This is a genomic window from Amycolatopsis sp. NPDC101161 (genome assembly GCF_044768185.1).
Taxonomy (GTDB): Bacteria; Actinomycetota; Actinomycetes; order Mycobacteriales; family Pseudonocardiaceae; genus Amycolatopsis.
Window position 1 is genome coordinate 695,069 of sequence record NZ_JBIWPI010000002.1, and the last position, 25,700, is coordinate 720,768.

Annotated in this window: 25 protein-coding genes and 1 riboswitch; of the genes, 9 read left to right on the plus strand and 16 right to left on the minus strand. The window is 71.6% G+C overall.

Going from position 1 to position 25,700, the window contains the following annotated elements:
* Positions 1-9 precede the first annotated feature (9 nt).
* Positions 10-1,746 carry an ABC transporter family substrate-binding protein gene (locus ACIRSS_RS14405; protein ID WP_400894626.1) on the minus strand — a complete coding sequence of 579 codons (1,737 nt, stop codon included), beginning with the start codon at positions 1,744-1,746 and terminating at the stop codon, positions 10-12.
* Between the two features lie 382 nt (positions 1,747-2,128).
* Complete coding sequence (gene typA, locus ACIRSS_RS14410) at positions 2,129-4,054, minus strand: translational GTPase TypA (protein ID WP_400894628.1); 1,926 nt, start codon at positions 4,052-4,054, stop codon at positions 2,129-2,131.
* 194 nt (positions 4,055-4,248) lie between these two features.
* On the opposite strand from typA, the gene ACIRSS_RS14415 reads away from it, so the two are divergent.
* Positions 4,249-4,398 (plus strand): hypothetical protein, encoded by a 150-nt coding sequence (locus tag ACIRSS_RS14415; RefSeq protein ID WP_166641800.1) that lies wholly within the window; start codon positions 4,249-4,251, stop codon positions 4,396-4,398.
* A 3-nt stretch (positions 4,399-4,401) separates the two neighbouring features.
* Here the strand turns inward: ACIRSS_RS14415 and ACIRSS_RS14420 are convergent, their stop codons facing one another.
* Positions 4,402-4,701 (minus strand): YciI family protein, encoded by a 300-nt coding sequence (locus ACIRSS_RS14420; protein ID WP_086677642.1) that lies wholly within the window; start codon positions 4,699-4,701, stop codon positions 4,402-4,404.
* 216 nt (positions 4,702-4,917) lie between these two features.
* Here ACIRSS_RS14420 and trpS point away from each other — a divergent pair, with 216 nt between their 5' ends.
* Entirely contained in the window at positions 4,918-5,883 is a 966-nt protein-coding gene (trpS, locus tag ACIRSS_RS14425) for a tryptophan--tRNA ligase (protein ID WP_400894630.1), read from the plus strand.
* Between the two features lie 22 nt (positions 5,884-5,905).
* Here the strand turns inward: trpS and ACIRSS_RS14430 are convergent, their stop codons facing one another.
* From ACIRSS_RS14430 to ACIRSS_RS14440, 3 genes are all read right to left on the minus strand, one after another.
* Entirely contained in the window at positions 5,906-6,295 is a 390-nt protein-coding gene (locus ACIRSS_RS14430; RefSeq protein WP_400894632.1) for an NUDIX domain-containing protein, read from the minus strand.
* Between the two features lie 303 nt (positions 6,296-6,598).
* Complete coding sequence (locus tag ACIRSS_RS14435; RefSeq protein ID WP_400894635.1) at positions 6,599-7,930, minus strand: sensor histidine kinase; 1,332 nt, start codon at positions 7,928-7,930, stop codon at positions 6,599-6,601.
* Positions 7,927-8,643, minus strand: a complete 717-nt coding sequence (locus ACIRSS_RS14440; RefSeq protein ID WP_400894638.1) for a response regulator transcription factor — start codon at positions 8,641-8,643, stop codon at positions 7,927-7,929. The genes ACIRSS_RS14435 and ACIRSS_RS14440 overlap by 4 nt, the downstream gene beginning before the upstream one ends.
* 148 nt (positions 8,644-8,791) lie before the next feature.
* On the opposite strand from ACIRSS_RS14440, the gene ACIRSS_RS14445 reads away from it, so the two are divergent.
* Genes ACIRSS_RS14445 through ACIRSS_RS14455 form a run of 3 tightly spaced genes read left to right on the plus strand, consistent with a single transcriptional unit; the run spans position 8,792 to position 11,729 of the window.
* The gene (locus ACIRSS_RS14445; RefSeq protein ID WP_400894641.1) at positions 8,792-9,883 is read left to right on the plus strand and encodes an outer membrane lipoprotein carrier protein LolA; all 1,092 of its coding nucleotides are present in this window, start codon (positions 8,792-8,794) and stop codon (positions 9,881-9,883) included.
* Complete coding sequence (locus ACIRSS_RS14450; protein WP_400894643.1) at positions 9,880-10,854, plus strand: ABC transporter ATP-binding protein; 975 nt, start codon at positions 9,880-9,882, stop codon at positions 10,852-10,854. The genes ACIRSS_RS14445 and ACIRSS_RS14450 overlap by 4 nt, the downstream gene beginning before the upstream one ends.
* Entirely contained in the window at positions 10,851-11,729 is an 879-nt protein-coding gene (locus ACIRSS_RS14455) for an ABC transporter permease (RefSeq protein WP_400894645.1), read from the plus strand. Before ACIRSS_RS14450 ends, ACIRSS_RS14455 begins: the two co-directional genes overlap by 4 nt.
* A gap of 26 nt (positions 11,730-11,755) precedes the next feature.
* Here the strand turns inward: ACIRSS_RS14455 and ACIRSS_RS14460 are convergent, their stop codons facing one another.
* From ACIRSS_RS14460 to ACIRSS_RS14475, 4 genes are all read right to left on the minus strand, one after another.
* Positions 11,756-12,406, minus strand: coding sequence for a DUF998 domain-containing protein (locus tag ACIRSS_RS14460; RefSeq protein WP_400894648.1), 651 nt, complete (start codon positions 12,404-12,406; stop codon positions 11,756-11,758).
* Positions 12,407-12,522: 116 nt separating this feature from the next.
* Positions 12,523-13,530 carry an ABC transporter ATP-binding protein gene (locus ACIRSS_RS14465; protein ID WP_400894650.1) on the minus strand — a complete coding sequence of 336 codons (1,008 nt, stop codon included), beginning with the start codon at positions 13,528-13,530 and terminating at the stop codon, positions 12,523-12,525.
* Positions 13,530-15,155 carry an ABC transporter permease gene (locus ACIRSS_RS14470; protein ID WP_400894653.1) on the minus strand — a complete coding sequence of 542 codons (1,626 nt, stop codon included), beginning with the start codon at positions 15,153-15,155 and terminating at the stop codon, positions 13,530-13,532. Before ACIRSS_RS14470 ends, ACIRSS_RS14465 begins: the two co-directional genes overlap by 1 nt.
* Complete coding sequence (locus ACIRSS_RS14475; protein WP_400894655.1) at positions 15,134-16,183, minus strand: thiamine ABC transporter substrate binding subunit; 1,050 nt, start codon at positions 16,181-16,183, stop codon at positions 15,134-15,136. The genes ACIRSS_RS14470 and ACIRSS_RS14475 overlap by 22 nt, the downstream gene beginning before the upstream one ends.
* 22 nt (positions 16,184-16,205) lie before the next feature.
* A riboswitch (TPP riboswitch) is annotated at positions 16,206-16,313 on the minus strand.
* A 32-nt stretch (positions 16,314-16,345) separates the two neighbouring features.
* Between ACIRSS_RS14475 and ACIRSS_RS14480 the strand changes: the two genes are divergently transcribed.
* Entirely contained in the window at positions 16,346-16,630 is a 285-nt protein-coding gene (locus ACIRSS_RS14480) for a 4a-hydroxytetrahydrobiopterin dehydratase (RefSeq protein WP_400894657.1), read from the plus strand.
* 74 nt (positions 16,631-16,704) lie between these two features.
* Complete coding sequence (locus ACIRSS_RS14485; RefSeq protein ID WP_364453334.1) at positions 16,705-16,833, plus strand: hypothetical protein; 129 nt, start codon at positions 16,705-16,707, stop codon at positions 16,831-16,833.
* Positions 16,834-17,046: 213 nt separating this feature from the next.
* On the opposite strand, the gene ACIRSS_RS14490 is transcribed toward ACIRSS_RS14485, so the two are convergent.
* Together ACIRSS_RS14490 and ACIRSS_RS14495 are read right to left on the minus strand one after the other, a co-directional pair.
* The gene (locus ACIRSS_RS14490; protein WP_400894659.1) at positions 17,047-17,514 is read right to left on the minus strand and encodes a hypothetical protein; all 468 of its coding nucleotides are present in this window, start codon (positions 17,512-17,514) and stop codon (positions 17,047-17,049) included.
* Complete coding sequence (locus ACIRSS_RS14495; RefSeq protein ID WP_400894662.1) at positions 17,514-18,101, minus strand: ArsR family transcriptional regulator; 588 nt, start codon at positions 18,099-18,101, stop codon at positions 17,514-17,516. Before ACIRSS_RS14495 ends, ACIRSS_RS14490 begins: the two co-directional genes overlap by 1 nt.
* 194 nt (positions 18,102-18,295) lie before the next feature.
* Between ACIRSS_RS14495 and ACIRSS_RS14500 the strand changes: the two genes are divergently transcribed.
* Entirely contained in the window at positions 18,296-18,700 is a 405-nt protein-coding gene (locus tag ACIRSS_RS14500; protein WP_400894664.1) for a hypothetical protein, read from the plus strand.
* Between the two features lie 18 nt (positions 18,701-18,718).
* Here the strand turns inward: ACIRSS_RS14500 and ychF are convergent, their stop codons facing one another.
* Positions 18,719-19,801, minus strand: coding sequence for a redox-regulated ATPase YchF (gene ychF / locus ACIRSS_RS14505; RefSeq protein WP_400894667.1), 1,083 nt, complete (start codon positions 19,799-19,801; stop codon positions 18,719-18,721).
* 102 nt (positions 19,802-19,903) lie between these two features.
* On the opposite strand from ychF, the gene ACIRSS_RS14510 reads away from it, so the two are divergent.
* Complete coding sequence (locus ACIRSS_RS14510) at positions 19,904-21,298, plus strand: DNA-3-methyladenine glycosylase 2 family protein (RefSeq protein WP_400894670.1); 1,395 nt, start codon at positions 19,904-19,906, stop codon at positions 21,296-21,298.
* A 23-nt stretch (positions 21,299-21,321) separates the two neighbouring features.
* On the opposite strand, the gene ACIRSS_RS14515 is transcribed toward ACIRSS_RS14510, so the two are convergent.
* From ACIRSS_RS14515 to ACIRSS_RS14525, 3 genes are read right to left on the minus strand one after another with little or no spacing between them, the layout of a single operon-like run.
* Positions 21,322-21,513: a DUF1737 domain-containing protein gene (locus tag ACIRSS_RS14515; RefSeq protein WP_400894673.1), complete on the minus strand. Its 192-nt coding sequence runs from the start codon at positions 21,511-21,513 to the stop codon at positions 21,322-21,324.
* A gap of 21 nt (positions 21,514-21,534) precedes the next feature.
* Positions 21,535-24,486: an AAA family ATPase gene (locus ACIRSS_RS14520; RefSeq protein WP_400894676.1), complete on the minus strand. Its 2,952-nt coding sequence runs from the start codon at positions 24,484-24,486 to the stop codon at positions 21,535-21,537.
* A complete protein-coding gene (locus ACIRSS_RS14525) occupies positions 24,483-25,634 on the minus strand; it encodes an exonuclease SbcCD subunit D (RefSeq protein WP_400894679.1) in 1,152 nt (383 codons plus the stop codon). The genes ACIRSS_RS14520 and ACIRSS_RS14525 overlap by 4 nt, the downstream gene beginning before the upstream one ends.
* Between the last annotated feature and the right edge of the window lie 66 nt (positions 25,635-25,700).

A 25,700-nucleotide genomic window follows, 5' to 3' on the forward strand; every position in this document is an offset into this window, starting at 1 on the left:
GCCGAGCGATTACTTCGGGCCGCGAGTCCAGTTCACGGCGGACCCGAACGGGCCCACCATCGGTGGACCGGGGGTCACGCCCGAGATGCCCGAACCGATCGCCAGGGTGTCAGCCGATTGGAACAGCGGAATGACCACGTTCTGGCGCCAAAGTTCAGGCTCCAGGGTGGTCAGGGCTTCGGCGATCGGCGTCGCCCCGGAGAGCGCCGCGTCGATCGAGGGCTGCAGCGCCGGGTCGCAGAAGCCCGCCGAATTGCCCGGAACGACGGGCTTCGCGCGGTCGGCGCCGGCGGCGGTCTGCTCGGGGCGGCAGCCGAAGGTCGAGGCGAGCACCGACGCCGTGTCGCCGCCCACCGCCTGCGGCACGACCGCGATGTCGACACCGACGCTGCCCGCCGAGTCGCCGGTCGCCTGCTGGACCCCGTTGACGACGGGCATCGCGAGCAACCCGCTGAACAGGTCCCGCGGCTGCGGCGTGATCGCGTTGACCTCGACGCCCTGCGCGACGAGCTGGCTGGTGAGCTCCTTGGCGATCGTCGCGTACGGCTCCTGGGTGCCCGGCGAGGCGATGACCAGCGAAAGCGCCTTGCCGTTCTTGCGCCAGGTGCCCGCGGTCTTGGCGTAGCCGGCCGCCTTCAGCGACTCCTCGGCCTTCGCGACGTCGGGCGCGGTCGGCGGGCCGGGCGGGATGGTCGCCGCGTAGCCCTTCACCGACGGCGCCGTCACCTGCGCGTCGGCGTGGAGCTGCGACGACGGGCCGCCGTTGACGCCTTCGGTGATCAGCTTGGTCCGGTCGATCAGCGCCGCGATCCCGGCCCGCACCTGGGCGTCCTGCAGGGTGGCGCTGACCGGGCGCAGCAGCACGTCGGCCACCAGCGGCCGGGCCACGGTGTGCAGCTGCACGGCCGGGCCGAGCTCGCCGAGCAGCTTGAGCTCGTCGCCGGTGGTCCTGGCCAGCGCGAACTGGTCGTTGCCGCTGCGCAGCGCGGCGAGCAGCGTGCTCTGGTCCGAGCGGCGCAGCACGATCCGGTCGATCGCGGCGGGCTTCTCCCAGTAGCGCTCGTTGCGCTCGAGGATGACCTCGCCGCGGGCGGTGTCGAGGCTCTTGATCGAGAACGGGCCGGCGATGGCCGGGAAGTTCGAGGCCAGGGCCCCGCGCCAGCCGTCGGGCGCGTCCTTGAGCAGGTGCGCGGGCAGCAGGTCCGAGAAGAGCGTCTGCCAGCCGGGGTACGGCTTGGCGAAGGTGACCTCGACGCGCTTGCCGCCTTCGCGGGACTGCAGGTCGGTGATCTGCCGGTAGCCGGCTGGCTCGATCACGCCGGGCTGGTCGCGCATCTGCGTGCGCAGGTAGTCGAAGTCCTCGGCGGCGATGGGCGCGCCGTCGGACCAGGACGCGTCCGGCCGGATCTCGTAGGCGACCACGAACGGCTGCTGCGAGATCACCTCGGCGGACTTCATCAGGTTCTTGTCGAGCTGGGTGCTGCCGTCGTCCTTCTGGCGGAACACCGAGGGCAGCAGCAGCTGCGACAGCGCCGAGGTGACCTGCGAGGAGTCGGCCAGGTTGTGCGGGTTGTACCCGCCGAGCACGTCGTCGACCCCGACGACGATCTGCGACGGCGTCTTCCCCGTGGTCGAGGCCGGCGGCACCGACGAGGACACCACCGGTGGCGGCGGGGTGTTCGAGCAGGCGGTGACCAGCACGGCCGCGAGCGCCACCACCGGCACCGCCTTGCGATTCACCCGCACGCCCCGTTCCTCCCCAGATTCCGCCGATCGGGTCAGCCATGCTCCCACGGCCGCGTCCGCCGCCGGAACCGAGATTCCCACACCCGGATCGGCCGGGTCCGGCCCCCCTGGGTGCCGCTATGGGAAAGGACGCGCAAACCACCGTCCGGGTTCCCGGACCGTTCCGGAACGGCGGAACGAACACGCGCCGGACACGGGCCGGGATTCACGCGGTGGTGAACACCAGGCTTCGAGCCCTCCGCGACCCCTATAAAGATATAAGGAGAAGAACGGCGGAATTCGTGACGTCGCGTCGGCCTATTCTCCACCCACCGTGACGGATGGGCAACGAAAAAACCTCCCGGCGGGATACACCGGGAGGTTTTTTCGCGTTATTCGCCGATCAGCCGTTGTCGCGGCTCTTCGCGCGCGAACGCTCCTTCGCGCGGGTATTGACGTCCAAAGTCACCTTCCGGACGCGGACGACCTCCGGCGCGACCTCGACGCACTCGTCGACCGAGCAGAACTCCAGCGCCTCTTCCAGCCCCATCTTGCGCGGGCGGGCCAGCGTCTCCATCACGTCGGCGGAGGACTGACGCATGTTGGTCAGCTTCTTCTCCTTGGTGATGTTGATGTCGAGGTCCTCGAAGCGCGGGTTCTCGCCCACGACCATGCCCTCGTACACCTCGGCGCCCGGCTCGACGAAGAACGTGCCGCGGTCGGCCAGCTGGATCATCGCGTACGCGGTGACCGGGCCGGTGCGGTCGGCGACCAAGGAGCCGCTGTGCCGGGTGCGGATCTCGCCGGCCCACGGGAAGTAGCCCTCGAACACGTGGTTCGCGATGCCGGTGCCGCGGGTCTCGGTGAGGAAGTCGGTGCGGAAGCTGATCAGGCCGCGCGACGGGAGCACGTACTCCAGCTTGATCCGGCCGGTGCCGTTGCCGCTCATGTCCTCCATGCGGCCCTTGCGCGCCGCCAGGAGCTGCGTGATCGCGCCGAGGTGCTCCTCGGGCGAGTCGATGTAGAGGCGCTCGAACGGCTCGTGCAGCTTGCCGTCGATCGTGCGCAGGACGACCTGCGGCTTGCCGACGGTCAGCTCGAAGCCCTCGCGGCGCATCTGCTCGACGAGGATGGCCAGCGCCAGCTCGCCACGGCCCTGGACCTCCCAGGTGTCCGGGCGCTCCGTCGGCAGGACACGGATGCTGACGTTACCGATCAGCTCCTGGTCGAGGCGGGCCTTGACCAGCCGCGCGGTGACCTTGTCGCCGCCGTTGCGCCCGGCCAGCGGCGAGGTGTTGACGCCGATGGTCATCGAGATGGCGGGCTCGTCGACGGTGATCCGGGGCAGCGCCACCGGGTTGTCCGAGTCGGCGAGGGTGTCGCCGATCGTGATGTCCGGGATGCCGGCGATGGCGACGAGCTCGCCCGCGCTGGCCTCGGTCGCCGGGACGCGGGTCAGCGCCTCGGTGACGAGCAGCTCGGAGATGCGGACGTTCTGGACGGTGCCGTCTTCGCGCATCCAGGCCACGGTCTGGCCCTTGCGCAGCTTGCCGGCGTGGATGCGGATCAGCGCGATGCGGCCGAGGAAGTTGGACGCGTCGAGGTTGGTGACGAGCGCCTGCAGCGGCGCGTCGAGGTCGGCGGCCGGCGGCGGCACGTGCCGGAGCAGCGTGTCGAACAGCGGGTCGAGGTTCTCGCTCTCGGGGATCTCGCCGTCGGCGGGCTGCTCCAGGCTCGCCTTGCCGGCGCGCGCGGAGGCGTAGACGACCGGGAGGTCGAGGATCGCGTCGTGGTCGGCGTCCTCGATGTCGCTGGCCAGCTCGAGCAGCAGGTCGTGGGTCTCCTCGACGACCTCGGCGATCCGGGCGTCCGGCCGGTCGGTCTTGTTGACCAGCAGGATCACCGGCAGGCCGGCTTCGAGCGTCTTACGCAGTACGAACCGGGTCTGCGGCAGCGGGCCCTCGGACGCGTCGACCAGCAGGACGACGCCGTCGACCATGGCCAGGCCGCGCTCGACCTCGCCGCCGAAGTCGGCGTGGCCGGGGGTGTCGATGACGTTGATCGTCACCGAGCCCTCGGGCGTCTGGCGGTGGATCGAGGTGTTCTTCGCCAGGATCGTGATGCCCTTTTCCCGCTCGAGCTCACCGGAGTCCATCACGCGGTCGACGAGCTCGGCCCGTTCGGCGAAGGCGCCGGACTGCCGCAGCATCGCGTCGACGAGCGTGGTCTTGCCGTGGTCGACGTGGGCGACGATCGCGACGTTGCGCAGGTCGGGCCGGGTCTTACCGGTCGGCCGGCCGGTTTCGACGGTAGCGCTGGCTGCGGGCACGCGAAGACTCCTGAACTTCAAGGGGTGGGTGGCCGCGCAAGCCGTTCAGGCATCCCGTGACCGGCTCTGGTCACACGCGGACCTCACCCAGGATACCTGCCACCCCATTGTGAGCGGCCCCACGCCCCCCGGACGGTTAGGCTGACCTAACGTGGAAACCCGGTGAAGGTCGCCGATCCGGAAGGTGCGTGCGCGTGGGCAAGAAGCACGACGACCCGCGGAAGGTCGTGCGCAAGCTGATGAAGGCCGGCAAGGTCAAGAAGAAGTGCTGCCGGTCGAAGCCGCGCTGCAAGAAGTGCCCGGTGTTGGCCCTGAAGAAGGCGAAGCTGGACCTGGCCGCTTGAGCCCTAGTGGGGCACGGCCTCGTTGAGCAGCCGCAGCTCCGGCGCGGTCTTCGTCGGCGAGAACTCGATGACCTCGTACTGCGCGAGGTGCTTCACGCAGAACGGGTCGGACGCCAGGATGGCATCGAGCTTCCCGCGGGACATCGGGCGCGTGATGATCACGCCGCCGGTGCGCGGGTTCCGCCGCCCGGACGCCAGGAAGTGGCCGTGCTCGTACTGCTTGTTCAGCCACTCGGCGTGGTCCGGGAGCGCGTAGTCGATTTCCTCGATCGGGGCCGTGTAGTTCAGCAGGACGACATACATGGTTAAGACGGTAGACCCGCGCGGCCGATCCCGCGTCCGGACGATACCGAGTGGTGACGGTCATCGGCTAAGCTCGGTGTATGCAAGCGCAGACGTTCAGCTGGTGGCCGCCCTCGGCGGCCGTCTAGTCCTGCGCTGATCACCAGCGGCCGCCCCGGACGGGCGGCCTTTTTCATGCCTTCTCCGGGGTGGTCCCCACCTCGGAAAGGCTGTTTCATGAGCAAGCTGTCCGGCATCACGCCCTCCGGTCACGTCCACCTCGGCAACTACCTCGGGGCCGTGCGCCGCTGGGCTCGCGAGGGCGGCGCGGACGACCTGTACTTCGTCGCCGACCTGCACGGCATGACGACGCCGCACAACCCGGCGAAACTCCGATCCCTGGCCCACGAACAGCTGGCGGTGCTGATCGCCGCCGGCATCGATCCCGAGCGGGTGTTCGTCCAGTCCGACCTGGCCCGCGAACTGGGCGCGCTGACGTGGGTCCTGGAGTGCACCTGCAACTACGGCGAGGCCGCGCGGATGATCCAGTTCAAGGAGAAGTCCAAGGGGCAGGCGGGCGTGCGGCTGTCGCTGCTGACCTACCCGGCGCTGATGGCCGCGGACATCCTTCTGCAGGGCGCGGACGAGGTACCGGTCGGCGAGGACCAGCGCCAGCACGTCGAGCTGACGCGCACGCTGGCCAAGCGCTTCAACGGCACGTACGGCGACGTGTTCACCATCCCGCGGGCGGTGCTCCCGCCGGCGGGCGCGCGGGTGAAGGACCTGGCGGACCCGACGCGCAAGATGTCGAAGTCGGCACGCGACGCGGCGGGCGTGGTGTTCGCGCTCGACGAGCCCGACCAGATCCGCCGCAAGATCCGCCGCGCGGTCACCGACGGCGAGACGGTCCCGGCGCACGAACCGGACACCCGGCCGGGGATGGCGAACCTGCTGGAGATCCTGGCCGCGTGCCGGGGAGGTTCGCCGGCGGACCTGGCTTCGGAGTTCTCCTCGTACGGAGCGGTGAAGGACGCGGTCGCCGACGCGGTGATCGAGGAGCTGCGCCCGCTGCGTGAACGCGCGTTAACCCTGCTCGACGACGTCGCGGAGCTGGACCGGGTCCGCAAGGCGGGCGCGGAGCGCGCCCGGGAGCGCGGATCGCACCGGCTCGACGCGGCACTGCGGATGATCGGGGCGAATTGAAGGTCCGCGTCCTGCTCCCGGCTCAGGAGAGCAGCTCCCGGAAGGCCGGGAGCAGGACGCGGTCGGCGGGCAGCCAGTCGACGTCGTCGAGGTCATCGAGCCCGAGCCACCGGACGGCGAGGTGTTCGACCGCGCGCGGCTCTTCCCCGGGCGAAACGAGCTTCGCGGCGTAGATGCGGAGGACCTTCCCGCCGGGAAGTGGGACGTCTTCCCCGACGCGCGCACCGACCTCGATGACGACGTCGAGCTCCTCACTGCACTCACGAGCCAGCGCGAAGGCCTCGGACTCGCCCTCCTCGACCCGGCCACCAGGCAGTTCCCACTGCCCGGTGTGCTTCGGCGGCCAGGCCCGCTGCTGGGCGAGCAGCTTGCCGTCCCGCACCAGGGCGGCACCCACGATCACACCGTTCACAGCCCCGGAATCTACCCGGAAGCCCCTCTGATCGGCCGGACGACGTCACCTTACAAGGTAAGCCACCTTACGACGTAAGAATGCGCCGCGCTGCGGTCGTACATGTCCGCGCTGCGGTCGTGCACGTCCGCGTTGCAGTCCTGCGTGTCCGCGCTTCAACCGCGCATGTCCGCACTGCAGTAGCGCAGGTCCCGCACTACAGCCGCGCACGTCCGCACTGCGGTCATGCAGGTCCGCGCTTCAACCGTGCAGGTCCGCGCAGCAGCCGTGCATGTCTGCGCTGCAGTCGTGCACGTCTGTGCTTCAGCCGCGCGAGCCTGCGTCCTCCCCCGCGGCCGTGCGCCAGGCGACCACGAACCGCGCCCCGCCGTCCGGGGACTCGCTCACCTGTACCCGGCCGCCTCGGCGCCGGACCGTCTCCGCCACCATTGCCAGCCCGAGTCCCGTCCCGCCGGACGACCGGGCCCGGTCGTCGGCGATGCGGTAGAACCGGTCGAACACCTTCTCGCGGTGCTCCGGCGCGATGCCCGGGCCGTCGTCGTCGACCACCACCCGCACCGACGAGCGCGACGCCAGCACCGACACCACTATCTCCCCGCGCGCGTAGCGGCACGCGTTGCGCAGCAGGTTGTCCAGCACCAGCTCCACCTCGGCGTGCGCGGCCGACGCCCACGCCTGCGGGACCGCGTTGCTCACCCGCGCCTCCGGCGCCCCCACCGGCAGCCGCGCGACCGCCGCGCGGACCTCGCTGACCAGCTCGACCGGCTCCGCGGGCGGCACCTCCCCCGCGTCCGAGCGGGCCAACGACAACAGCCCGTCCAGCAGCGACGACAGCCGCTCGGCTTCCGTCAAGATGTCCGACAGAGTCTCCTGGGACAGCTCCGGATCCGGGTTGGTCACCGCGACCTCGGCCTGCACCCGGATCGACGCGACCGGCGACCGCAGCTCGTGCGCCGCGTCGCCGGTGAAGCGCCGGAGCCGGTCGCTCGCCTGCTCCTGCCGCTCCATCAGCGCGTTGAACTCCTCCGCCAGCGCGCGCAGCTCGTCGTGCGAGTCCGGCAGCGCCAGCCGCGCCCCCGGTGGCAACGCGCGCACCGAACCCCGCATGCGCGCCACCGGGCGCAGCGACAGGCGGACCACCAGCCACGTCGCGAAGCCGGCGACCAGCGCCCCGACCGACGCGACGACCACCAGCCACACCCCGCCGTAGTGCACCGCCGCGGAGAACCCGACCAGCCCGGCCCCGGCGACGACCAGCCGCTGCGACCCGTCCGGCGTGCTGACGACCGTCCCGAGGTACCGCGCGCCGTCGCGCTGGACCGGCTGTCCCGCTTTCAGCGTCGAGATGTCGTACAACGTAAGGCCGGTCGGCGTGCCGCCGTCCACCGGTGCGCCCGCGATGTCGAGCACGCGCAGCGTCACCGGTGCCGCGCCGGACAGCGGGCGGCCGGCGCTCACGTCGGCGCCGGCCGGGCCGAGCGCGGCCGACAGCTCTCGGTCGACCGAGCCGATGAGCAGCGGGGAGAGGTTGGACGCGGCCAGCGCGGCCAGCCCGAGCAGGCAAGCCAGGGTGATCGTCGCGGCCAGCAGGGTGATCCGGACTTGCAGGGACCGGCCCCGCCACCAGGAGCTCACGGGGTGATGACCTCGTCGAGCTGCGCGTCCGAGGCCAGGTAGCCGTGCCCGCGCACCGTCCGCAGCAGCGCGCCGGCGCCGACGGCGTCCAACTTACGTCGTACGTATCCGACGTATACCTCGACGAGGTTGCGCGTGACCGCCTGCTCCTCGCCCCAGACCGCGCGCAGCAGCTCGTCCTTCGTGACGACCGTGCCCGCGCGGCCGACGAGGACCTCCAGCAGCGCGAACTCGCGCGGGCTCAGCCCGACCTCCTCGCCGTGCCAGTGCACCTGCCGCAGCCCGCGGTCGACCGCCAGCGCACCGAGGCGCAGCGTGCCGCGGCCCGCTTCCGGTCCGGCGCGGCGCAGGGTCGCGCGGACCTGCGCGACCAGCACCACGAAGGAGAACGGCTTGACGAGGTAGCCGTCGGCGCCGAGGTCGAGGCCGTCGGCCTGGTCGATCTCGCCGTCCTTGGCCGAGACGAGCAGCACCGGCGTCATGACGCCGTCCTTGCGCAGGCGTTCCAGCACGCGGTAGCCGGACAGGCCCGGCAGCATGATGTCGAGCAGGATGACGTCGAACGAGCCCGTGCTCGCCAGCTGCAGCCCGGTAGGGCCGTCCGCCGCGGTGACCACGTCCATGTCTTCCGCGCGCAGCCCGCGTTGCAGTGCTTTCCGCACGCCCGGTTCGTCGTCGACCACCAGCACCCGAGGTTTCACGAGGTTCATCATGACCGGTTCGCGCAGGTCGTGCGCCGGCTCTCAGCACGATCTCAGCCGGAGAGGGACAACCTTCAGGGGTATCTCAGTCTCGAGAGGGAAGCGTCGGTGCCGGGAAGCCGGGCACACTCGAGCCCGGGAACACCACAGGGAGAGACGCATGAAACCGAAGACGAAGGGCATCACCGCCGCGGTCGTCGGCACCGCGCTCGGTGCGGGCGGGCTCGCGTTCATCGCGATGCCGGCCAGCGCCGACGCCAAGCCGGCGCTGCCGCAGGTGAGCGCCGAAGACCTGGTGCAGTCGGTCATGAAGGCCAAGCCGGGCGCGTTCGACGGCACGGTCAAGATCAGCAACGACCTGGGGCTGCCGTCGGTGGGGAACGCGATCCCGGGGGCGTCGGCGCTGAACATCGACTCGGCGCACATCTTCAGCGACGGCGCCGGCAAGAGCCGCCTGGCAGCCACGCAGGGCGCGAGCCAGGAGACCGTCGTCCACGACGGCACGACCGTCTGGGACTACAGCTCCAAGACGAACACCGCGACGAAGGTGACCATCCCGGCCGACGTGGCCAAGCAGAAGGGCGCGGGCAGCGAGAAGCTGGCCGACCCGGTCGCGGCGTCGACCGAACTGCTGGCGAAGGTCCGCGAGAGCAGCACGGTGTCGGTCGACGGCACCGCGACCGTCGCCGACCGCCCGGCCTACGAGCTGGTCCTGACGCCGAAGCCGAGCGAGCGGACCCTGCTGCGCGAGATCCGCGTCGCGGTCGACTCGCAGACGCGGATGCCGCTGCGGGTGTCGGTGCTGAGCAACGGCACGTCGACGCCGGCGCTCGAGGTCGCGTTCAGCGAGATCCAGTTCACGCAGCAGCCGGCCGACCTCTTCACCTTCACCCCGCCGAAGGGCGCGAAGGTGCAGGAGAAGACGCCGACCGTCGACCAGAAGGACAAGGACCTCGCCGAGCAGGCCAAGCAGGACGTCAAGGTCGTCGGCGACGGCTGGGACACCGTCGTCACGGGCAAGGTCCCGGCGGACGCGCTGAACGCGGCGCCGAAGCAGCAGTCCGGCCGTGAGGGCCGCAACGCCGACCCGAAGGCGCTGCTCGAGCGGTTCGCCAAGAAGGTCAACGGCGCGTGGGGCAGCGGCTACCTCGTCACCACGAAGGTGGGCAGCGCGGTGCTGACCGACGACGGCCGCTTCGCCGCCGGCGCGGTGCCGGAGCAGGTCCTCTACGAAGCGCTGGGTCAGAAGTGACCAGCACGGCCATCGAGTCCGGGGCGGACGTCTCTTCGGAGGCGTCCGCCCCGGCGGTCCCGCTGGCCGCGCGCACACGGGGGTTGCGCAAGGTCTACGGCAGCACCGTCGCGGTGGACCACGTCGACCTCGACATCCCGGAGGGCGCGGTCGTCGGGATGCTCGGGCCGAACGGCTCGGGCAAGACGACCACCATCCGGATGCTGCTCGGTCTGGTCCGGCCGACCGAGGGCGAGGTCGAGCTGCTCGGCCGTCCGATGCCCGATGCCGCGGCGCACGCGCTGCCGGACGTCGGCGCGCTGGTCGAGGGGCCGGGCTTCCACCCGTTCCTGTCCGGGCGCGACAACCTGCTGCGCTTCGCCGCGGCGGAACCGCGGCTGACGTCGGCCGGGATCCCGGCCGCGGTGGATTCCGCACTGGAGCGCGTCGGGCTGACCGGCGCGGCGCGGCGGCGCTACAAGGGCTACTCGCTCGGCATGAAGCAGCGGCTCGGCCTCGCTTCGGCGTTGCTCGTGCCGCGGAAGATGGTCGTGCTCGACGAGCCGACCAACGGCCTCGATCCTGCGGGTACCAGGGAGATCCGCAGGATCGTCGCCGAGCTGCACGCCGCCGGCGTCACGGTGCTGGTGTCGTCGCACCTGCTGGCCGAGGTGGAGGCGACGTGCACGCACGTGGCCGTGCTGCAGGCCGGCAACGTCGTCGCGCAGGGCGAGCTGGCCGAGCTGCTGGAGTCCGGCAACGCGGCACTGCTGGTCCGCACGCCGGACGCGGAGAAGGCCGTCGAGGTGTTGCGCGAGCACCGGATCGGCGCCCGGCTCACCCCGGACGGCGTCCGCGCCGACCTGACGGCGACCGAAGCACCGCGCGTGCTGGAGGTCCTGGTGGGCGCGGGGGTCGCGGTCCACGAGGCGACGCGGGCCCGCACCGGGCTGGAAGACCTGTTCGCGCGGCTGACGGAGGGGGCGGAATGACGGCGGTCCTGGAGGCACCGGCGGCCCGCACGGGCCACGACACGGTGCCGTTGCCGCGGTTGCTGGCCGCGGAGCTGCGCTGGATCTTCCGGCGGCCGCGCACGCTGGCCGTGCTGGGGCTGCTGGCGCTGATCCCGATCGTGATCGGCATCGGCCTGACGCTGGTGAGCGACAACGCGCAGGCCGGCGGCGGCCCGAACGACGGCGGCGGAGCGCTGCTGGCGTCCGCGGTGAACAACGCGTTCGTCCTGCCGATCGCGGCGATCGTGATGTCGCTGGCCCTGTTGCTCCCGCTGGCCTCGGCGATGGCGGGCGCGGACGCGATCGCGGGCGAGTCGTCCCACGGCACGCTGCGCGGCTGGCTGATCGCGCCGGTCGGGCGGGGTCGCCTGCTGGCGGTCAAGGCGTTCGGCGTCGCGACGGTGTCGGTGGTCTCGGTGCTGGCGATGTGCGTGACGGGCGTGGTGACCGGGCTGATCATCAACGGCACGGATTCGCTGTTCACGCTGTCGGGCACCACGCTGTCCCTGGGCGGCGCGCTGGCGCGGATCCTGCTGGTGGCGGGCTGGGTGGTGCTGCAGCTGTGGGCGGTCGGCGCGGTGGCGCTGGCGATCTCCAGCTGGACCGAGCACCCGATGCTGGTGGTGGCCTCGGTCCTGGCGGCCGACATCGTGTTCACGATCCTCGGGTTCCTGTCGTCGCTGAAGTGGCTGCACCCGTTCCTGCTGACGCAGAACTGGTCGCTCGCCCCGGCGGAGGTCCTGCAGGACCCGATGGGCGGGCAGCTGCTGGGCGAAGGCGCGTTGCGGGCGGCTTGCTACATCGTGATCGGGCTGTCGCTGGCTTACGCCCGACTGTCCACACGCGACGGCTGAGGTTCGCCGGGCACCTCGTCCGGGCATCAAGCTCCGGTGCCCGGCCGTTCGGTCGTACCGCGGACGAACCAGGCGACACCAAACACAAAGATCGCGATCGTTTCCAACCACAGCACTGGGTTCACCGCCCCGAGCCGGTTGTCGCCGAACAACCCGGCGATCACGATGAGCACAAGCGCCAGGACGATCACCGAGCCGCACGCGATGTACAACTTTCCGCGCCAGGCGCCCTCCGGTTGTTGCGGATTACCAGGCGGCGTTTCCGGTCGGCGCGGGAAGAGCCACAGGCAGAAAACCGCGAGCGCCAGAAAGAAACAAGCAGCGGCCGTGGCGTGCACTCCGGCCAGCAGTTTGTCCGTCCCGTTGTACTTCCCCGGAGGCGTGGTCGGGAAGAGCGCGACGACGATCGCCGCGATCCCCGCGAAGGTGCTGACCCAGTCGCCGGTCCCGGTGTACCCGCGGTAGGCCAGCAGGAAAACCCCGACCGCGCACAAGCTTCCGACGAAGACGCCCCGCAGGTCGCTGTAGTAGTAGCCGCTGATCGAGGCGAGCAGGCCACCGCCCCAGATGGCCCACTTCCCGAGCATCAGCACCCACGGCAGGGCGATTCCGATGATTCCGATCGCCTTCCGCAGGAATCGGTAGGAGTGCACCATGCTTGCGTCACCATTGGCCATGACCAGCTCCTCGGGCCGTTGTCGCTTTGTGCACGACGTAAGTCGCGCGGCCCGACGCCGCGAAATACGATGGACACCGAAACGTTACGCAGCTGCGTTTCGCGCCGTGGCCTCGGCTAGCCGACGAGCGCGACGCCGTCCGGGTCGAACTCCAGCTTCACCGCGTCCCCGGCCCGCAGGTCCGACGCCGCCGGGGCGATCGCGTCCACAGTGGACGCTTCGAGCTTCACGACCAGCCGGACGTGCTCCCGGCGGTGCACCGCCGCCACGACCTCGCCCGGCACTCCCTCAGCCGCCACTCGCAGCGCGTGCGGCCGCAACCCCAGTCGCACCGGGCCGTCCTCCGCCTCCGGCAACGCCACGTCGCCCAACGTCGTGTGCGCCACCCCGCCGGCCACGACGCCCTCCACGAACGTCGTCACCCCCAGGAAGCGGGCCACGTCGTCGTCCGCCGGGTTGCGCCACACCCGCCGGACCGCGCCCTCCTGGCGCACTTCGCCCGCGTCCAGCACCGCCACCCGGTCGGCCAGCGTGAACGCCTCCTCCTGGTCGTGCGTCACCAGCAACGCCGTGATCTTGCTGCGGCGCAGCAGGTCCGCCAAGTCGATGGCCAGCTGCTCGCGCAACCCCGCGTCCAAACCGGACAGCGGCTCGTCCAGCAGGAGCAACCGCGGCTTCGGCGCCAGCGCCCGGGCCAGCGCGACCCGCTGGGCCTGCCCGCCGGACAGCTCCGTGACGCGCCGACGTTCGAACCCGGAAAGCCCCACCAGCTCCAGTAGCTCGGCGACGCGCGGTGCCCATTGTATACGCGGTATACCGTGCATCCGCAGACCGAACGCGATGTTCGCCGCCACGTCGCGGTGGCCGAACAGCTGGCCGTCCTGGAACACCAGGCCGAAGCCGCGCCGGTGGACCGGCACCGCGCCGAGGTCGTCGCCGTCCCAGCTCACCGCGCCGCGCGCGGACGGTTCCAGGCCGGTGATCGCGCGCAGCAGCGTCGACTTCCCCGAGCCCGACGGGCCGAGCAGCGCCAGCACCTCGCCGTCGGCGATGTCCAGCCGGACGTCGCGGACCGCCGCGAACGATCCGTAGTGGACGGTCAGGTCCCGCACCGACAACGCCATCAGAACTCTCCCACCCGGCCGCGCCCGAGCCGGTCGATCAGCGCGACCGCCAGCACCGTCACGAGCATCAACAGCGCGCACGCGGCGTACGCCATCTGGTTGTTCAGCTCCCCCGGGCGCGCCATCAGCGACGCGATCGCGACCGGCAGCGTCGGCGCCGTCGGCCGGGCGAGGAAGCTCGTCGCGCCGAACTCCCCGAGCGCGACGACGAACCCGAAGCCGGCCGCCGCGACCAGCGGCCGCAGCGTCAGCGGCAGGTCGATCTCCCGCCAGACCCGCAGCGGGCTCGCGCCGAGCGTCGACGCGGCCTGCCGCAATCGGACATCGACCGAGCGCAGCACCGGCAGCACCATGCGCACGACCAGCGGGATGATCACCAGCGCCTGCGCGAGCGGTACAAGGTAAGGCGACGTCCGGAGGTCGCCGGGCAGCGCGTCGAGCGTCACGAGGTAGCCGAACCCGACGGTCACCGCGGACACGCCGAGCGGCAGCATCAGCACGGCGTCCATCGTCTCGCCGAGCCCGCGCGCGGCCTTCGCCGGCGACCGGCGCAGCGCCACCAGCACGACGGACGCGAGCACGCCGACGACCATCGCGAGCAGCGTCGCGTCGATCGCCACCTTCACCGAGTTCACCGCGGCGTCCCAGCCGGACACCTGCAGCGCGCCCTTCTCACCGGTGCTCGTTAACGCTCGATAACCGGCGAAGCTCCACCCGTCCGGAGTGGAGACCGACTCGGCGAGCAGTGCGACGATCGGCGTCACGAGCAACGCCAGGACGACGCCAGCCGCGCCGACGACCCACCATTCGCCGCCCCGCGGCCGGCGCGTCCCGCCGGAACCGATCCGGGCGCCGTCCTTGCGCCGTCGCGCCAGGCCGCCGAGAACGAGCGCGGCGACGACGGCGGCGAACTGGATCAGTGACAGAGCGGCCGCGCCCGAAAGGTCCAGCAGGTCGACCGTTCGCAGGTAGATCTCGGTTTCCAGCGTCCGGTAGCGCGCGCCGCCGAGGATCAGGACGACGCCGAAGCTGGTGGCGCAGAACAGGAACACGACGGCCGCGGCGGACGCGATCGCCGGTGCCAGTGCGGGCAGCGTCACCGAGCGGAACGCCCGCCACGGCGACGCGCCCAGCGCGCGGGCGGCATCGGTCGTCCGCGAGTCGAGCCGCGCCCACAGCCCCGCGACGGTCCGCGCGACGACGACGACGTTGAAGAACGCGTTGGCCAGGACGATCGGCAGCACGCCGCCGTCCGGCCAGAGAGCCCGGAACGCCAGGCCGACGACGACGGTCGGCAGCACGAACGGCACGAGGACGAGCGTCCGCGCGAGGCCGGCGCCGGGCAGCCGCACCCGCGCGAGCAGGAACGCCACCGGCAACCCGGCCACCACCGCGACGACCGTCGACGCGGCCGCGCTCGCGACGGTGAACGCGGCCAGCTGCCACGTCCGCGCGTCGCCGAGCACGACGTCGAGGCCGCCCGCGGCGAACCCGCGGCCGACGATCGCCAGCACCGGCCAGGCGAAGAACACCACCAGGAACCCGATCGGCGCCAATCCGAGCAGCGCCAAGCCCAGGCCGCGGGCAGTCCGCGGCGGGGCCGTCACTGCACGAGCGTGCGCCATTCGCCGATCCACTTCTCGCGTCCGGCCTGCACCTGGTCCGCCGGCAGCGTCTGCGGCTTCTGCGGCAGCGGCGCGACCTGCGCCCAGCCCGCGGGCAGGTCGACTCCCTGGCGCGCCGGGTAGACGTACATGTTCGCCGCGACGGTCGCCTGGAACTGCTGCGACAGCAGGAAGTCGACGACCTTGCGCGCGCTCTCCGTCTGCTTGCCGTTCGCCAGCACGCCGGCGTATTCGACCTGCCGGTAGCAGGTGTCGAGCAGCGCCTTGGTGCGCGGCTTGCCGTCGTCGCCCACCTCCGCGGCGGGCGAAGACGCGTACGAGACGACGATCGGGCGCGGTCCCTTGCCGGACGAACCGGAGAAGTCCTTGGTGTAGGCCTCTTCCCAGCCGCTGACGACCTTGACGCCGTTGGCCTTCAGCTTCGTCCAGTAGTCCTTCCAGCCGGCCTCGCCGTACTTCGCGATGGTGCCGAGGAGGAACGCCAGGCCGGGCGACGCGGTCGCGGGGTCCTCGGCGACCAGCAGGTCCTTGTACTTCGGGTCGGCGAGGTCGTCGTAGGACTCCGGCGCCGGGATCCCCTTGCTCGTGAAGTAGTTCGTGTCGACGTTGACGCAGACGTCGCCGACGTCGACCGCGGACAGCCGGTGCTCGGGGTCGACGGCGTAGCGCTGCGGTCCGCGGTCGGCTTCCGGGCTGGTGTAGGGCTCGAAGACGCCCTCCTGCAACGCGCGCGAGGCGAAGGTCGAGTCGACGCCGTACGCGACGTCGCCGATCGGGTTGGCCTTGGTCAGCACGAGCTTGTTGGTCAGCGAACCGGCGTCGCCCTGCTTGAGCACGGAGACCTTGATGCCCGACTGCTTCTGGAAGGCGTCGAGCACCTCCTGCGGCGCGAGGAAGGAGTCGTGCGTCACGAGGGTGACGGTGGGCGTCTGCTGCGTGCCACCGTCACCGTCCGACAGCGAGCACCCCGCGGCGACGACGCTGACGGCGGCGACGGCCGTCGCGGCGCGACCAGCCCTGCGTTTCATCTACCCTCCTGCACTTCTCCGGACGAGGAGGGGAAAGCCCTCCCTTCGCCGGCATGATCCGGTCAGGTGCGAACGGTCGCGGGTAACCCCGCCTCTCAGCCCGGCTGACCGGACTCCCGTGGCAACCGTGCAGCGTAGTCCAGGACGTACGACCATGGAGACATGACGGAAATCTTGAGCGACGCCGAGGCCGACGAACGGCTGGGCGCCGGCTGGACGCGGTCCGGCGCGGTGATTTCGCGCGAGGCGGAGCTGGCGAGCTTCCCGCAGGCGATCGAGGTGGTGGACCGCGTCGCGGTGCTGGCCGAAGCGGCCGACCACCACCCGGACATCGACATCCGCTGGCGCACGCTGACGTTCCGGCTGAGCACGCATTCGGCGGGCGGCCTGACGGAGAAGGACTTCTCACTGGCGGCGCAGATCGACTCGGTGCTCGACTCGATGTGATCTCGATTACTCTGGGTGCACTTTTTCGTAGTTTCGACGTCTCTCGGTAAACAGCTTTGCTATGGAGGGACGGAATGACTCAGGCGATCGTGGTCGGTACGGCGGCATTCGCGACGATGGTGGCAGCGGCCGGCGGGGTGCTTTGGTTCACCGCCCGGGGCCGCCGTCACCCGGATGCCGGTGAGTTCGATCACAGCCGCTAACAAAGGACATGATCAGCGCGCTGAGCAGGGCGGAAGCATCGGTTTCGGCCCTAGGAAACAGCATGAACAGCACCGCCGCCCTCACCCCCGCCCAGCGCGCCTGGATCAACGCTCTCGCCCCCGCGGTGGTGCTGATCGTGATCGCCCTGATGGGCCTGCTCGGCTGATCCGGTCGCCGGCCCGGCTTTCGGGTGGGGCCGGCTTCCGCGCCGCTCAGTAGCGCGGCATGTTCGGGATGGCCTTTTCGGCCACTTCGATGATCGCCAGCACCTTCGGCACGTCGGCCGCCACGTCCTCGGCGGTCATCGACGGAGCCTCCGAAGACCGGTAGGCGATTTCGTTGCGACGGGCCCGCATCCGGTTGAAGGGCCGCAGAACCGGCCCCAGCGGCGGATCCAGCTGGGCGAGGACCGCCTCGTAGACGGTCACGTGGCCACCCCGGCTCGTCACGCGCAGACCCTCGTTCTGCAAGACGGCCGCCAACGCGCGGCGTGCGCTGTCGTAAGCCAGCGTGTACGCGCCTTCCGGGTCCGTTTCCTGCAGCTGCCGCGCCGAAGCGAGGTGGGTGCGGGCTCTGACCAGCTCGGCTTCGGCAGCCTCCCGCGACGCCGGAACGTGCTCGATGGCGCCGCGCGCGATGAAGGCGTCGATCCGTTCGCGCCCTTGGTTCCACTGGGGCATCAAGCCTCCTGGTCGAGGTTCAGCCGGGCCAGCGGACGTTCACGAACGCTGGTGAGGAACGGATCCGCCGTGTCCGCCGCCCATGCTTCGGGCGAGATCCGATGGACGTTGACCTCGCGGCCCAGCCGTCGCGACACGCTCTCGGCCAGGTCGAAGAGCGCGTCCGGATCGGGCGAACCGACGACGAGGACGTCGACATCGCCGGGGGGCGGCCCCGGTTCGCCGCTGTAGCGCGCGGCCCAGGACCCGTAGATGTAGGCCTCATCGACGCCCGCCAGGCCGGACAGGGCCTCGGTGAGCAGTGACATCGGCCCGAACGTGACCGCGATGACGTCACTCAGCGGACGGTAGAGCGGGGTGTCCGTGCGGGCCTTGACGAGCCGGCTCCGGCCCACCCGCCGGTCTTCGAGGATGCCGCCGCCGACGAGCCGCTCGACCTCGCGCAGCACGGCCGTGGGCGTGACGCCGCAGGCCTCGGCGAGCTCGGTGATGCTGTACTCGCGCTCGGGGTGCAGCAGGACCAGCGCGAGCAGCTCACCCTGCATGCGCGATCGCAGCAGGGGGAGCAAGCTCGGCGACGGTTTCATTGGACGCAGCATATCCTGCGTCCAATGAAAGTAACAACCAGTAGTTAGGGGGTTGGGACCGCGATGACGATCGTTGACGTGGAACGGCACGGCCTTGTCGCGATCGGCGAGGGCGATCAACCTGCGGCGTACCGGGCCGCAGAGTGGCTGAGGTCGTCCCGCGCGAGCACCGGCGCCGTGGCGACCCCGTCCGGATGCACGTCGAAGTCCTGCGACGGTTCGGTGGTCTCGCTCCACGCGCTCTTGTCGGCGGACAGTTCGTGCCCGGCCGGGGCGGTCAGACGCAGTTCACCGTTGCCGTGGCGACCTTCGGACTGTTCGACGCCGACGACGAGCCGACCTGCCCGAGCGAGTTGTGGAAGGAACCGTTCACAGTCGGGCTGCCCGGCGAGTTCGCCCGAGCCGTGGCCAGTGCGCTCGACGAAAGGCCTGGTCTCCCAGCGGGCACGCTCACGATCGACCGTGCGGGCTTCGACCTGGTCAATTCGTCCGAAATGATCTTCGGGCAAGTGGCAGCCGTGCTGAAGGCCGCCATGGCCGCGCGGCTTTCGGGCCAGGATGCCGACGCCGCGACCAGGTCGCTCGTCAGCACCTGGTGAGTCCGAGACGGACTCCGCTCAGACGTTGAAGCGGAACTCCACCACGTCGCCGTCGGCCATGATGTAGTCCTTGCCCTCCATGCGGACCTTCCCCGCCGCGCGGGCCGCGGCCATCGAGCCCGCCTCCATCAGGTCGTCGTACGAGACGATCTCCGCCTTGATGAAGCCGCGCTCGAAGTCCGTGTGGATCACGCCCGCCGCCTGGGGGGCCGTCGCGCCCTGGGGGATCGTCCAGGCTCGGGACTCCTTCGGGCCCGCCGTCAGGTACGTCTGCAGCCCCAGCGTGTGGAAGCCCGCGCGGGCCAGGGAGTAGAGGCCCGGCTCCGGCTGGCCTACCGACTCCAGCAGCTCGCGCACCGACTCCTCGTCGTCCAGCTCCAGCAGCTCCGCCTCGACCTTCGCGTCGAGGAACACCGCGTCCGCCGGCGCGACCAGCTTCGTCAACTCCTCGCGGCGGGCGTCGTCGGTGAGCACGGACTCGTCCGCGTTGAAGACGTACAGGAACGGCTTCGTCGTCAGCAGGCTCAGCTCGCGCAGCGCGTCGAAGTCGACTTCCTTCTGCGCCTGGAAGAGCGTGCGCCCGGCGTCGAGGATTTCCTTCGCCTTCTGCGCGTTGTCGAGCGCGGGCTTGTTCTCCTTCTTCGTCCGCGCTTCCTTCTCCAGCCGCGGCAGCGCCTTGTCCAGGGTCTGCAGGTCGGCGAGGATCAGCTCGGTGTTGATCGTCTCGATGTCGCTCGACGGGTCGATCCGGCCGTCGACGTGCACCACGTCGGGGTCGTCGAACACGCGGATGACCTGGCAGATCGCGTTGGCCTCACGGATGTTCGCGAGGAACTTGTTGCCCAGCCCGGCACCCTCGGACGCGCCCTTCACGATGCCCGCGATGTCCACAAAGGACACCACAGCGGGGACGGTCTTCTCCGACTTGTACAGCTCGGCCAGCTTGTCCAGCCGCGGGTCCGGCAGCGGCACGACGCCGACGTTCGGCTCGATCGTCGCGAACGGGTAGTTCGCGGCGAGCACGTCGTTGCGGGTCAGCGCGTTGAACAGGGTGGACTTGCCGACGTTGGGCAGGCCGACGATACCGAGGGTGAGACTCACGATCCCGCAGTCTACGTGGGCCGCCCGGCCGGGGCCCACGCGCCCAACGCGGCGTCGGATTTCCGCCAGCGACGGCCCTGACCTGCTGGCATGCTCGGATCCATGGTCACCTCAACGGAGGCACCGGCGCTCTGGCGCGACACCGAGCGCTGCTACCGCGTGGTCACCGCCCGCGACTCGCGCTTCGACGGCCAGTTCATCATGGCGGTCCGCACCACCGGGATCTACTGCCGGCCGTCCTGCCCGGCGTCGACGCCGAAGGAGCGCAACGTCCGCTTCTTCCCGACGTCGGCGGCCGCGCAGGCCAACGGCTTCCGCGCCTGCCGCCGTTGCCTGCCCGACGCGGTGCCCGGCTCGCCGGACTGGAACGTGCGCGCCGACCTCGCCGCGCGGGCGATGCGCCTGATCTCCGACGGAACGGTGGAGCGCGAAGGCGTCCCGGGTCTGGCGCGGCGGCTCGGCTACTCGGAACGCCAGCTCGGCCGGGTGCTGACCGCCGAGCTGGGCGCGGGCCCGCTCGCGCTGGCCCGGGCGCACCGCGCGCACTCGGCCCGGCTGCTGATCGAGGTGTCGGGGTTGCCGCTGACGGACGTCGCGTTCGCGGCGGGCTTCTCCAGCGTGCGGCAGTTCAACGAGACGATCCGCGAGGTGTTCGCGACGACGCCGTCGCAGCTTCGCGCCTTCGCCGCGTCACGGCGTCGGCACGACGTGAGCGGAACCCGGCTCAGCCTCCGGTTGCCGTTCAGGCCGTCCTTCGACGCTGCCGGGTTGCTTCGCTTCTTCGCCGCTCACGCGCTGCCGGGCGTCGAAGAGGTGACTTCGACGTCTTACGCGCGGACGCTGCGGCTCGCGCACGGCACCGGCGCCGTCCGGCTGACGCCCGAGCCGGACCACGTGCGCTGTGAGCTGCTGCTGACGGACCTGCGCGACCTCGGCAGCGCGGTCAGCCGCGTGCGCCGGCTGCTCGACCTCGACGCCGACCCGGCGGCGGTCACCCGGGTCCTGGTTGCCGACCCGGCGCTGGCTCCGGTGGTGCTGGACGTGCCGGGAATCCGGGTCCCGGGCACGGTCGACGGCGAGGAGCTGCTGCTCCGGGCGTTGCCCGACGTTCCGCTGCCGCCCGGCGACGAGGTTCCGGGCGAGTGGGGCGTGACGCGGCTGTTCCCGACCGCGGCGCAGGTCGCCGAGACGGGCCACCCGGTGGCGGTGGCGCTGGCCGAAGGACGGCTCGACGTGCACGTCGGCCGGGACGCGGCCGAGCTGCGCGCGGAGCTGGTGGAGTGCCCGGGCATCGACGCGTCGACGGCGGACTACGTGCTGATGCGTGTGCTCGGCGCCCCGGATGTCCTGCTGTCGGAGGACGCGGTGGTCCGGCACGGGGCCGCGGCGCTGGGCATCGCGCCGGGCTCGCTGGCCGAGCGGGCCCGGGCGTGGACGCCGTGGTGCTCGTACGCGGGCATGTACTTGCGCCACGCGGCGACGGCGGGGCTCGGCTGAGCTCGCGATCGCCCCGGCCGGTGTCAGCCTTGCGCGCCTTGCCAGAGCAGCGCCTGGGCCACGATCACCTGGTTGCCGTCGAACGTCGCCGCCGGGGAGCCGTGGAGCCGGTAGCCCAGCTCCAGTGCCTCGCTGACCCGGTGGCAGAACTTCGCGTCGTCCGGGCCGGTGAGCAGGCGGTAGCGGGGCAGGCCGTTCGGGGGCTGGTCCGTCATGGCTTCATCTTGTCCGAGTCCTCAGCCGGCGCGCACCTCCACCGTCGAGCCCGTGCGGGACTTGCGGACCCGCAGCCGCGTCGGGATGCGCTGGCGCAGCTCCTCCACGTGGGACACCAGGCCGACCACCCGCCCGCCCGCGCGGAGCTCGTCGAGGATGTTCATCACCACGTCGAGGGTCTCGGCGTCCAGCGTGCCGAACCCCTCGTCGACGAACAGGGTGTCCAGCAACGCGCCGCCTGTCTCGCCCGCCACGACGTCGGCCAGCCCCAGCGCCAGGGCCAGCGACGCCAGGAACGACTCACCGCCGGACAGCGTCTTCGCCGGGCGGATCGTGCCCGAGTAGTCGTCCAGCACGTCGATGCCCAGACCGCCGCGGGTGCCGCGTGCCCCCGCCGCGTCCGAGTGCACGAACGAGTACCGCCCCTGGCTCATCGTGCGCAACCGGTGGGTCGCGGCGACCGCCACCTCTTCCAGCCGCGCCGCCAGCACATACGAACGCAGCGACATCTTCCGGCTGTTCTGCCCGCGCCCGTTGACGACGTCCGCGAGCGCGCGTAGCTCCGCGTACGCCGCTTCGGCCGGTGCGAGGCCGGCGAGCGCTTCGCGCAACAGGACGGCCAGCCGCGCCAGCTCTTCGTGCTGGGCGGTCGCCACCCGCAGCGCCGCGTACGCGGAGTCGGCGCGCGCCCGCGCCAGCTGGGCCGCATCGGCCGCGCGATCGACGTCCGCGACGTCGTCCGGCGAGATCCCGAACAGGTCGGGCTCGGACAGCAGCGCCCGCGCCCCCGCCGCGGCGGCCTCGGCTTCGGCGATGCCCTGCTCCAGCTTCTCGATCTGCTCGTCCGGCAGCATCGCGGCCCGCGCCTTCTTCAGCGACGTGAACCCCTTCGCCTTGACCGCCGCCTCGACCAGCGCGCGCTGCTGGGCGACGCGCTCCCGGGCGCCCGCGACGGCCGTCCGGGCCTCGGCGACCCCTTCGAGGGCCTCGGCCAGCCCGACCAGGTGCTCCCGCCGGGCCGTGACGTCCGCGAACTCGCCGCGCCCGGCGACGAGCCGGCGTTCGCGCTCGGCCAGCCGTTCTTCGAGGGCCCGGACGTCGGTCGTGGCCTCGGTCGCCGCCTGTTCGGCCTGCCGGCGACGTTCGGTCCGCAGCTCGAGATCGCGTTCCAGGAGTACGACCTGCTCGCCGAGCTTCGCCTTCCCGGCCGCCCGCTCGGTCAGGGCGGCGACCGTGGACCGGGCTTCGGCCAGCTCCGCGGTGATCGACTCGGCCGTGCGCCCGGCCAGCCGTTCGAGCAGGCCGGCCAGCCGCGCCTTCGCCTCTTCCAGCGCGACGACGACCCGCTGCCGCACCGCGTCGGCCGCCTGCTCGGCTTCCTCGGCGGCACGTTCTTCGGCCGGGTCGACCAGTTCGGCGCTCCGGTTCGCCGGCGCCGGGTGCTCGGCCGACCCGCAGACCGGGCAGGGCGCGCCGTCCGGCAACGCGGCGGCCAGTTCGGCCGCCATCCCGTCGAGCCGCCGCTCGCGCAGGTCGAGCCGCCGCTGCCGGGCCGCCTGGTGCGTGTCGACGACCTCGCGCAGTTTCGCTTCGCCCCGCGCGACTTTCGCTTGTGCTTCGGGGAGTTCGGCCGCGTCACGCGCGAACGCCCGCAGCTCGTCCACCCTGGCGCGCGCACCGTCGAGCTTCGCTTCGGCCTCGGCCGCCGCGAGGGCGTCCGCGCGCAGCTTGGCCAGCTGCCCCGGAATGGCGGCCAGCTCGGTGGTCAGCGCTTCGACCTGCTGCTGCGCCGTGACGGCGGCCAGCTTCCGGTCGTCCCGCCGCATGATGTCGAGCTGCTGCTGCTCGGCCTCGGCGACGAGCTCCGCGACCGCGCCGGCCTCCTCCCGCGCGGCGGCCGCCCGCACCTTGAGGTCGCCGGTCGCCCGGGTGCCGAACTCCCGCAGCCGAGCGCCACGCTCCTTCTCGGCCTGCTCGGCTTCGGTCAGTTCCGCGGCCCGCCGGTCCAGCAGGTCGGCCTCCACGGCGACCCCGGCCGCCCGCCGCGCGGCCGCGACCTCCTGCGCCCACTCGGCGCGTTGCGGCGCCTGCTCGGTGATCTCGACGAGCCGCAGGTGCGCCGTGCGGACCCGGCGGATCTTCTCCGCGCCGGCCCGTTCTTCTTGCAGGTAGACATCGGCGCGCCGCGCGGCCGACCGCGTCCGTTCCTCTTCGGCGGTGACCTGTCCGACGCGTTCGGCGGACGCCGCCAGCACGACGTCGACCCACTCCGCGACCTCGGTTTCGGGCGGGTCCTGCTGTGCTTCCTGCGCGTACCGGGCCAGCAGCTCGCGCACTTTCCCTTGCCGCTGCTCGAGTTCCCGGCCACGCTCGGCCCGCAGGTCCGCGAACCAGCGTTCGACGTCGGCGAAGCGTTCGGTGCCGAACAGCCGCTCCAGCAGCTTCTCGCGCTCGGCGGTGTCGGACCGCAGGAACCGCGCGAACTCGCCCTGCGGCAGCAGCACCACCTGGAAGAACTGGGCCGCCGTCATCCCGAGCAGCCGCTCGACGGTGCGCGCGACCTCCTCGATCCGGATCAGGCCCTCCGGCGCCAGCCCGGCGGGCGCGGCGCCGACCCAGCTCAGCGATACCTTCGCCTGCTGCGTGGTCGTGCCCTCGCCGCGTCGCTTCGGCCGCTGGTACTCCGGGTTGCGCACGATCTTCAGCCGGTGGCCCTGCACGGTCAGCTCCAGCGCGACCTCGGTGACCTGGTCGGGCTCGGCCAGGTCGCAGCGCAGCCGCTTGGCCTCGTTGCGGGCTCCGGGGACGACACCGAACAGGGCGAACGCGATCGCGTCGAGCAACGTGGTCTTGCCCGCGCCGGTTTCGCCGTGCAGGAGGAAGAGACCGTCGGCGCCGAGCACGTCGAAGTCGACCACTTCGCGCGCGCAGTACGGCCCGAAGGCTTCGACCTCCAGCCTGTGCAGCCTCATTTCGCGAGCGCCCCCCGGTCGGCCGCTTCCAGGGCCCGGAACAGGAGCTGCTCTTCGCTTTCGGTGGGCGGGGCACCGCGGCAGTCGTCGAGGAAGCTGCGCGAGACCTCGATGTCCGACCGGCCGCGGACGGCGTCGGAGTACCGCAGCGGGGCGCCGCTGTGGCCGCCTGCGGGTTCCCACTCCAGGTGCACCGCGAACGGGAACCGCTCGCGCAGGCGCCGCATCGCATCGACCGGGCGGACCCGGTCGGTCACCGTGACCGACAGGAAGTGCTCGAGGAACTGGTCGTGTTCCGGTGCCACGAGCAGGTCTTCGAGCTCGCCGCGCAACGTGGCGAGCGCCCTCGGCACCGGCAGCTCGTGCCGGCGGACGTCGGCGAGCCCACCCGCGTCGAAGTCGACCAGCCAGACCGATTTGCGTTGCCGCGCTTCGGAAAACGAGTACGCCAGCGGGCTGCCGGAGTACCGCAGGTGTTCGGCGAGCGTCTGCGGGCCGTGGAGGTGGCCGAGCGCCACGTAGTCGGCGCCGTCGAAGACCGAGCCGGGCACCTGCTCGACGCCCCCGACCGCGATCGTGCGCTCGGAGTCGGTCGGCTCACCGCCGGTCACGAACGCGTGCGCCAGCACGACTGATCGGACGCCAGGCCGGGTTTCGAGATCCGCGCGAATCCTTCGCATGGCCTCGGTGAGCACGCCGGTGTGGCCGCGCGCGTCCGGCACGCCCAGCGCGTGGCGCGCCGGTTCCGGCTCCAGGTAAGGGATTCCGTAGACGGCGACCGGGCCGTGGGCGTCTTCCAGGAGCACCGGGTCGGCCAGCCCGCCGACGGTGGTCCGCAGGTGAAGGCCCCCTGCCGCGGCGAACTCGGCGAACGCGCCGAGCCGCGGCGCGGAGTCGTGGTTCCCGGGCGTGACGATCAACTGCGCGCCGGCGGCGCGGATCCGCGCAACCGCCGCGGTGGCCACCCGGACGGCCTCGGCCGACGGCACCGCGCGGTCGTAGATGTCGCCTGCCACCAGGACGGCGTCGATCGCCTCACCGGCCACGAGGTCGGCGAGGTGCCCGAGCACCGCTTCCTGTTCCGCGAGCAGGTCGGCGCCGTGGAACGTGCGGCCGACGTGCCAGTCGGAGGTGTGCAGGAATCTCACGAGGGCCAAGGTACGACCCGGCCCCGACGAAACCGCGGCGACTCGCCGCGGACTCACTCGAACGTG

What these genes read in the sequence shown, in the direction of transcription:
- ACIRSS_RS14510 (WP_400894670.1), top strand. Translation starts at nt 19,904, where the DNA reads ATGGTCACCTCAACGGAGGCACCGGCGCTCTGGCGCGACACCGAGCGC.
- ACIRSS_RS14455 (WP_400894645.1), top strand. Translation starts at nt 10,851, where the DNA reads ATGACGGCGGTCCTGGAGGCACCGGCGGCCCGCACGGGCCACGACACG.
- ACIRSS_RS14520 (WP_400894676.1), bottom strand. Translation starts at nt 24,486, where the DNA reads ATGAGGCTGCACAGGCTGGAGGTCGAAGCCTTCGGGCCGTACTGCGCG.
- ACIRSS_RS14490 (WP_400894659.1), bottom strand. Translation starts at nt 17,514, where the DNA reads ATGCCCCAGTGGAACCAAGGGCGCGAACGGATCGACGCCTTCATCGCG.
- trpS (WP_400894630.1), top strand. Translation starts at nt 4,918, where the DNA reads ATGAGCAAGCTGTCCGGCATCACGCCCTCCGGTCACGTCCACCTCGGC.
- ACIRSS_RS14420 (WP_086677642.1), bottom strand. Translation starts at nt 4,701, where the DNA reads ATGTATGTCGTCCTGCTGAACTACACGGCCCCGATCGAGGAAATCGAC.
- ACIRSS_RS14440 (WP_400894638.1), bottom strand. Translation starts at nt 8,643, where the DNA reads ATGATGAACCTCGTGAAACCTCGGGTGCTGGTGGTCGACGACGAACCG.
- ACIRSS_RS14445 (WP_400894641.1), top strand. Translation starts at nt 8,792, where the DNA reads ATGAAACCGAAGACGAAGGGCATCACCGCCGCGGTCGTCGGCACCGCG.
- ACIRSS_RS14485 (WP_364453334.1), top strand. Translation starts at nt 16,705, where the DNA reads ATGACTCAGGCGATCGTGGTCGGTACGGCGGCATTCGCGACGATGGTG.
- ACIRSS_RS14480 (WP_400894657.1), top strand. Translation starts at nt 16,346, where the DNA reads ATGACGGAAATCTTGAGCGACGCCGAGGCCGACGAACGGCTGGGCGCC.
- ACIRSS_RS14460 (WP_400894648.1), bottom strand. Translation starts at nt 12,406, where the DNA reads ATGGCCAATGGTGACGCAAGCATGGTGCACTCCTACCGATTCCTGCGG.
- ACIRSS_RS14475 (WP_400894655.1), bottom strand. Translation starts at nt 16,183, where the DNA reads ATGAAACGCAGGGCTGGTCGCGCCGCGACGGCCGTCGCCGCCGTCAGC.
- ACIRSS_RS14495 (WP_400894662.1), bottom strand. Translation starts at nt 18,101, where the DNA reads ATGAAACCGTCGCCGAGCTTGCTCCCCCTGCTGCGATCGCGCATGCAG.
- ACIRSS_RS14500 (WP_400894664.1), top strand. Translation starts at nt 18,296, where the DNA reads ATGCACGTCGAAGTCCTGCGACGGTTCGGTGGTCTCGCTCCACGCGCT.
- ACIRSS_RS14465 (WP_400894650.1), bottom strand. Translation starts at nt 13,530, where the DNA reads ATGGCGTTGTCGGTGCGGGACCTGACCGTCCACTACGGATCGTTCGCG.
- ACIRSS_RS14470 (WP_400894653.1), bottom strand. Translation starts at nt 15,155, where the DNA reads ATGGCGCACGCTCGTGCAGTGACGGCCCCGCCGCGGACTGCCCGCGGC.
- ACIRSS_RS14515 (WP_400894673.1), bottom strand. Translation starts at nt 21,513, where the DNA reads ATGACGGACCAGCCCCCGAACGGCCTGCCCCGCTACCGCCTGCTCACC.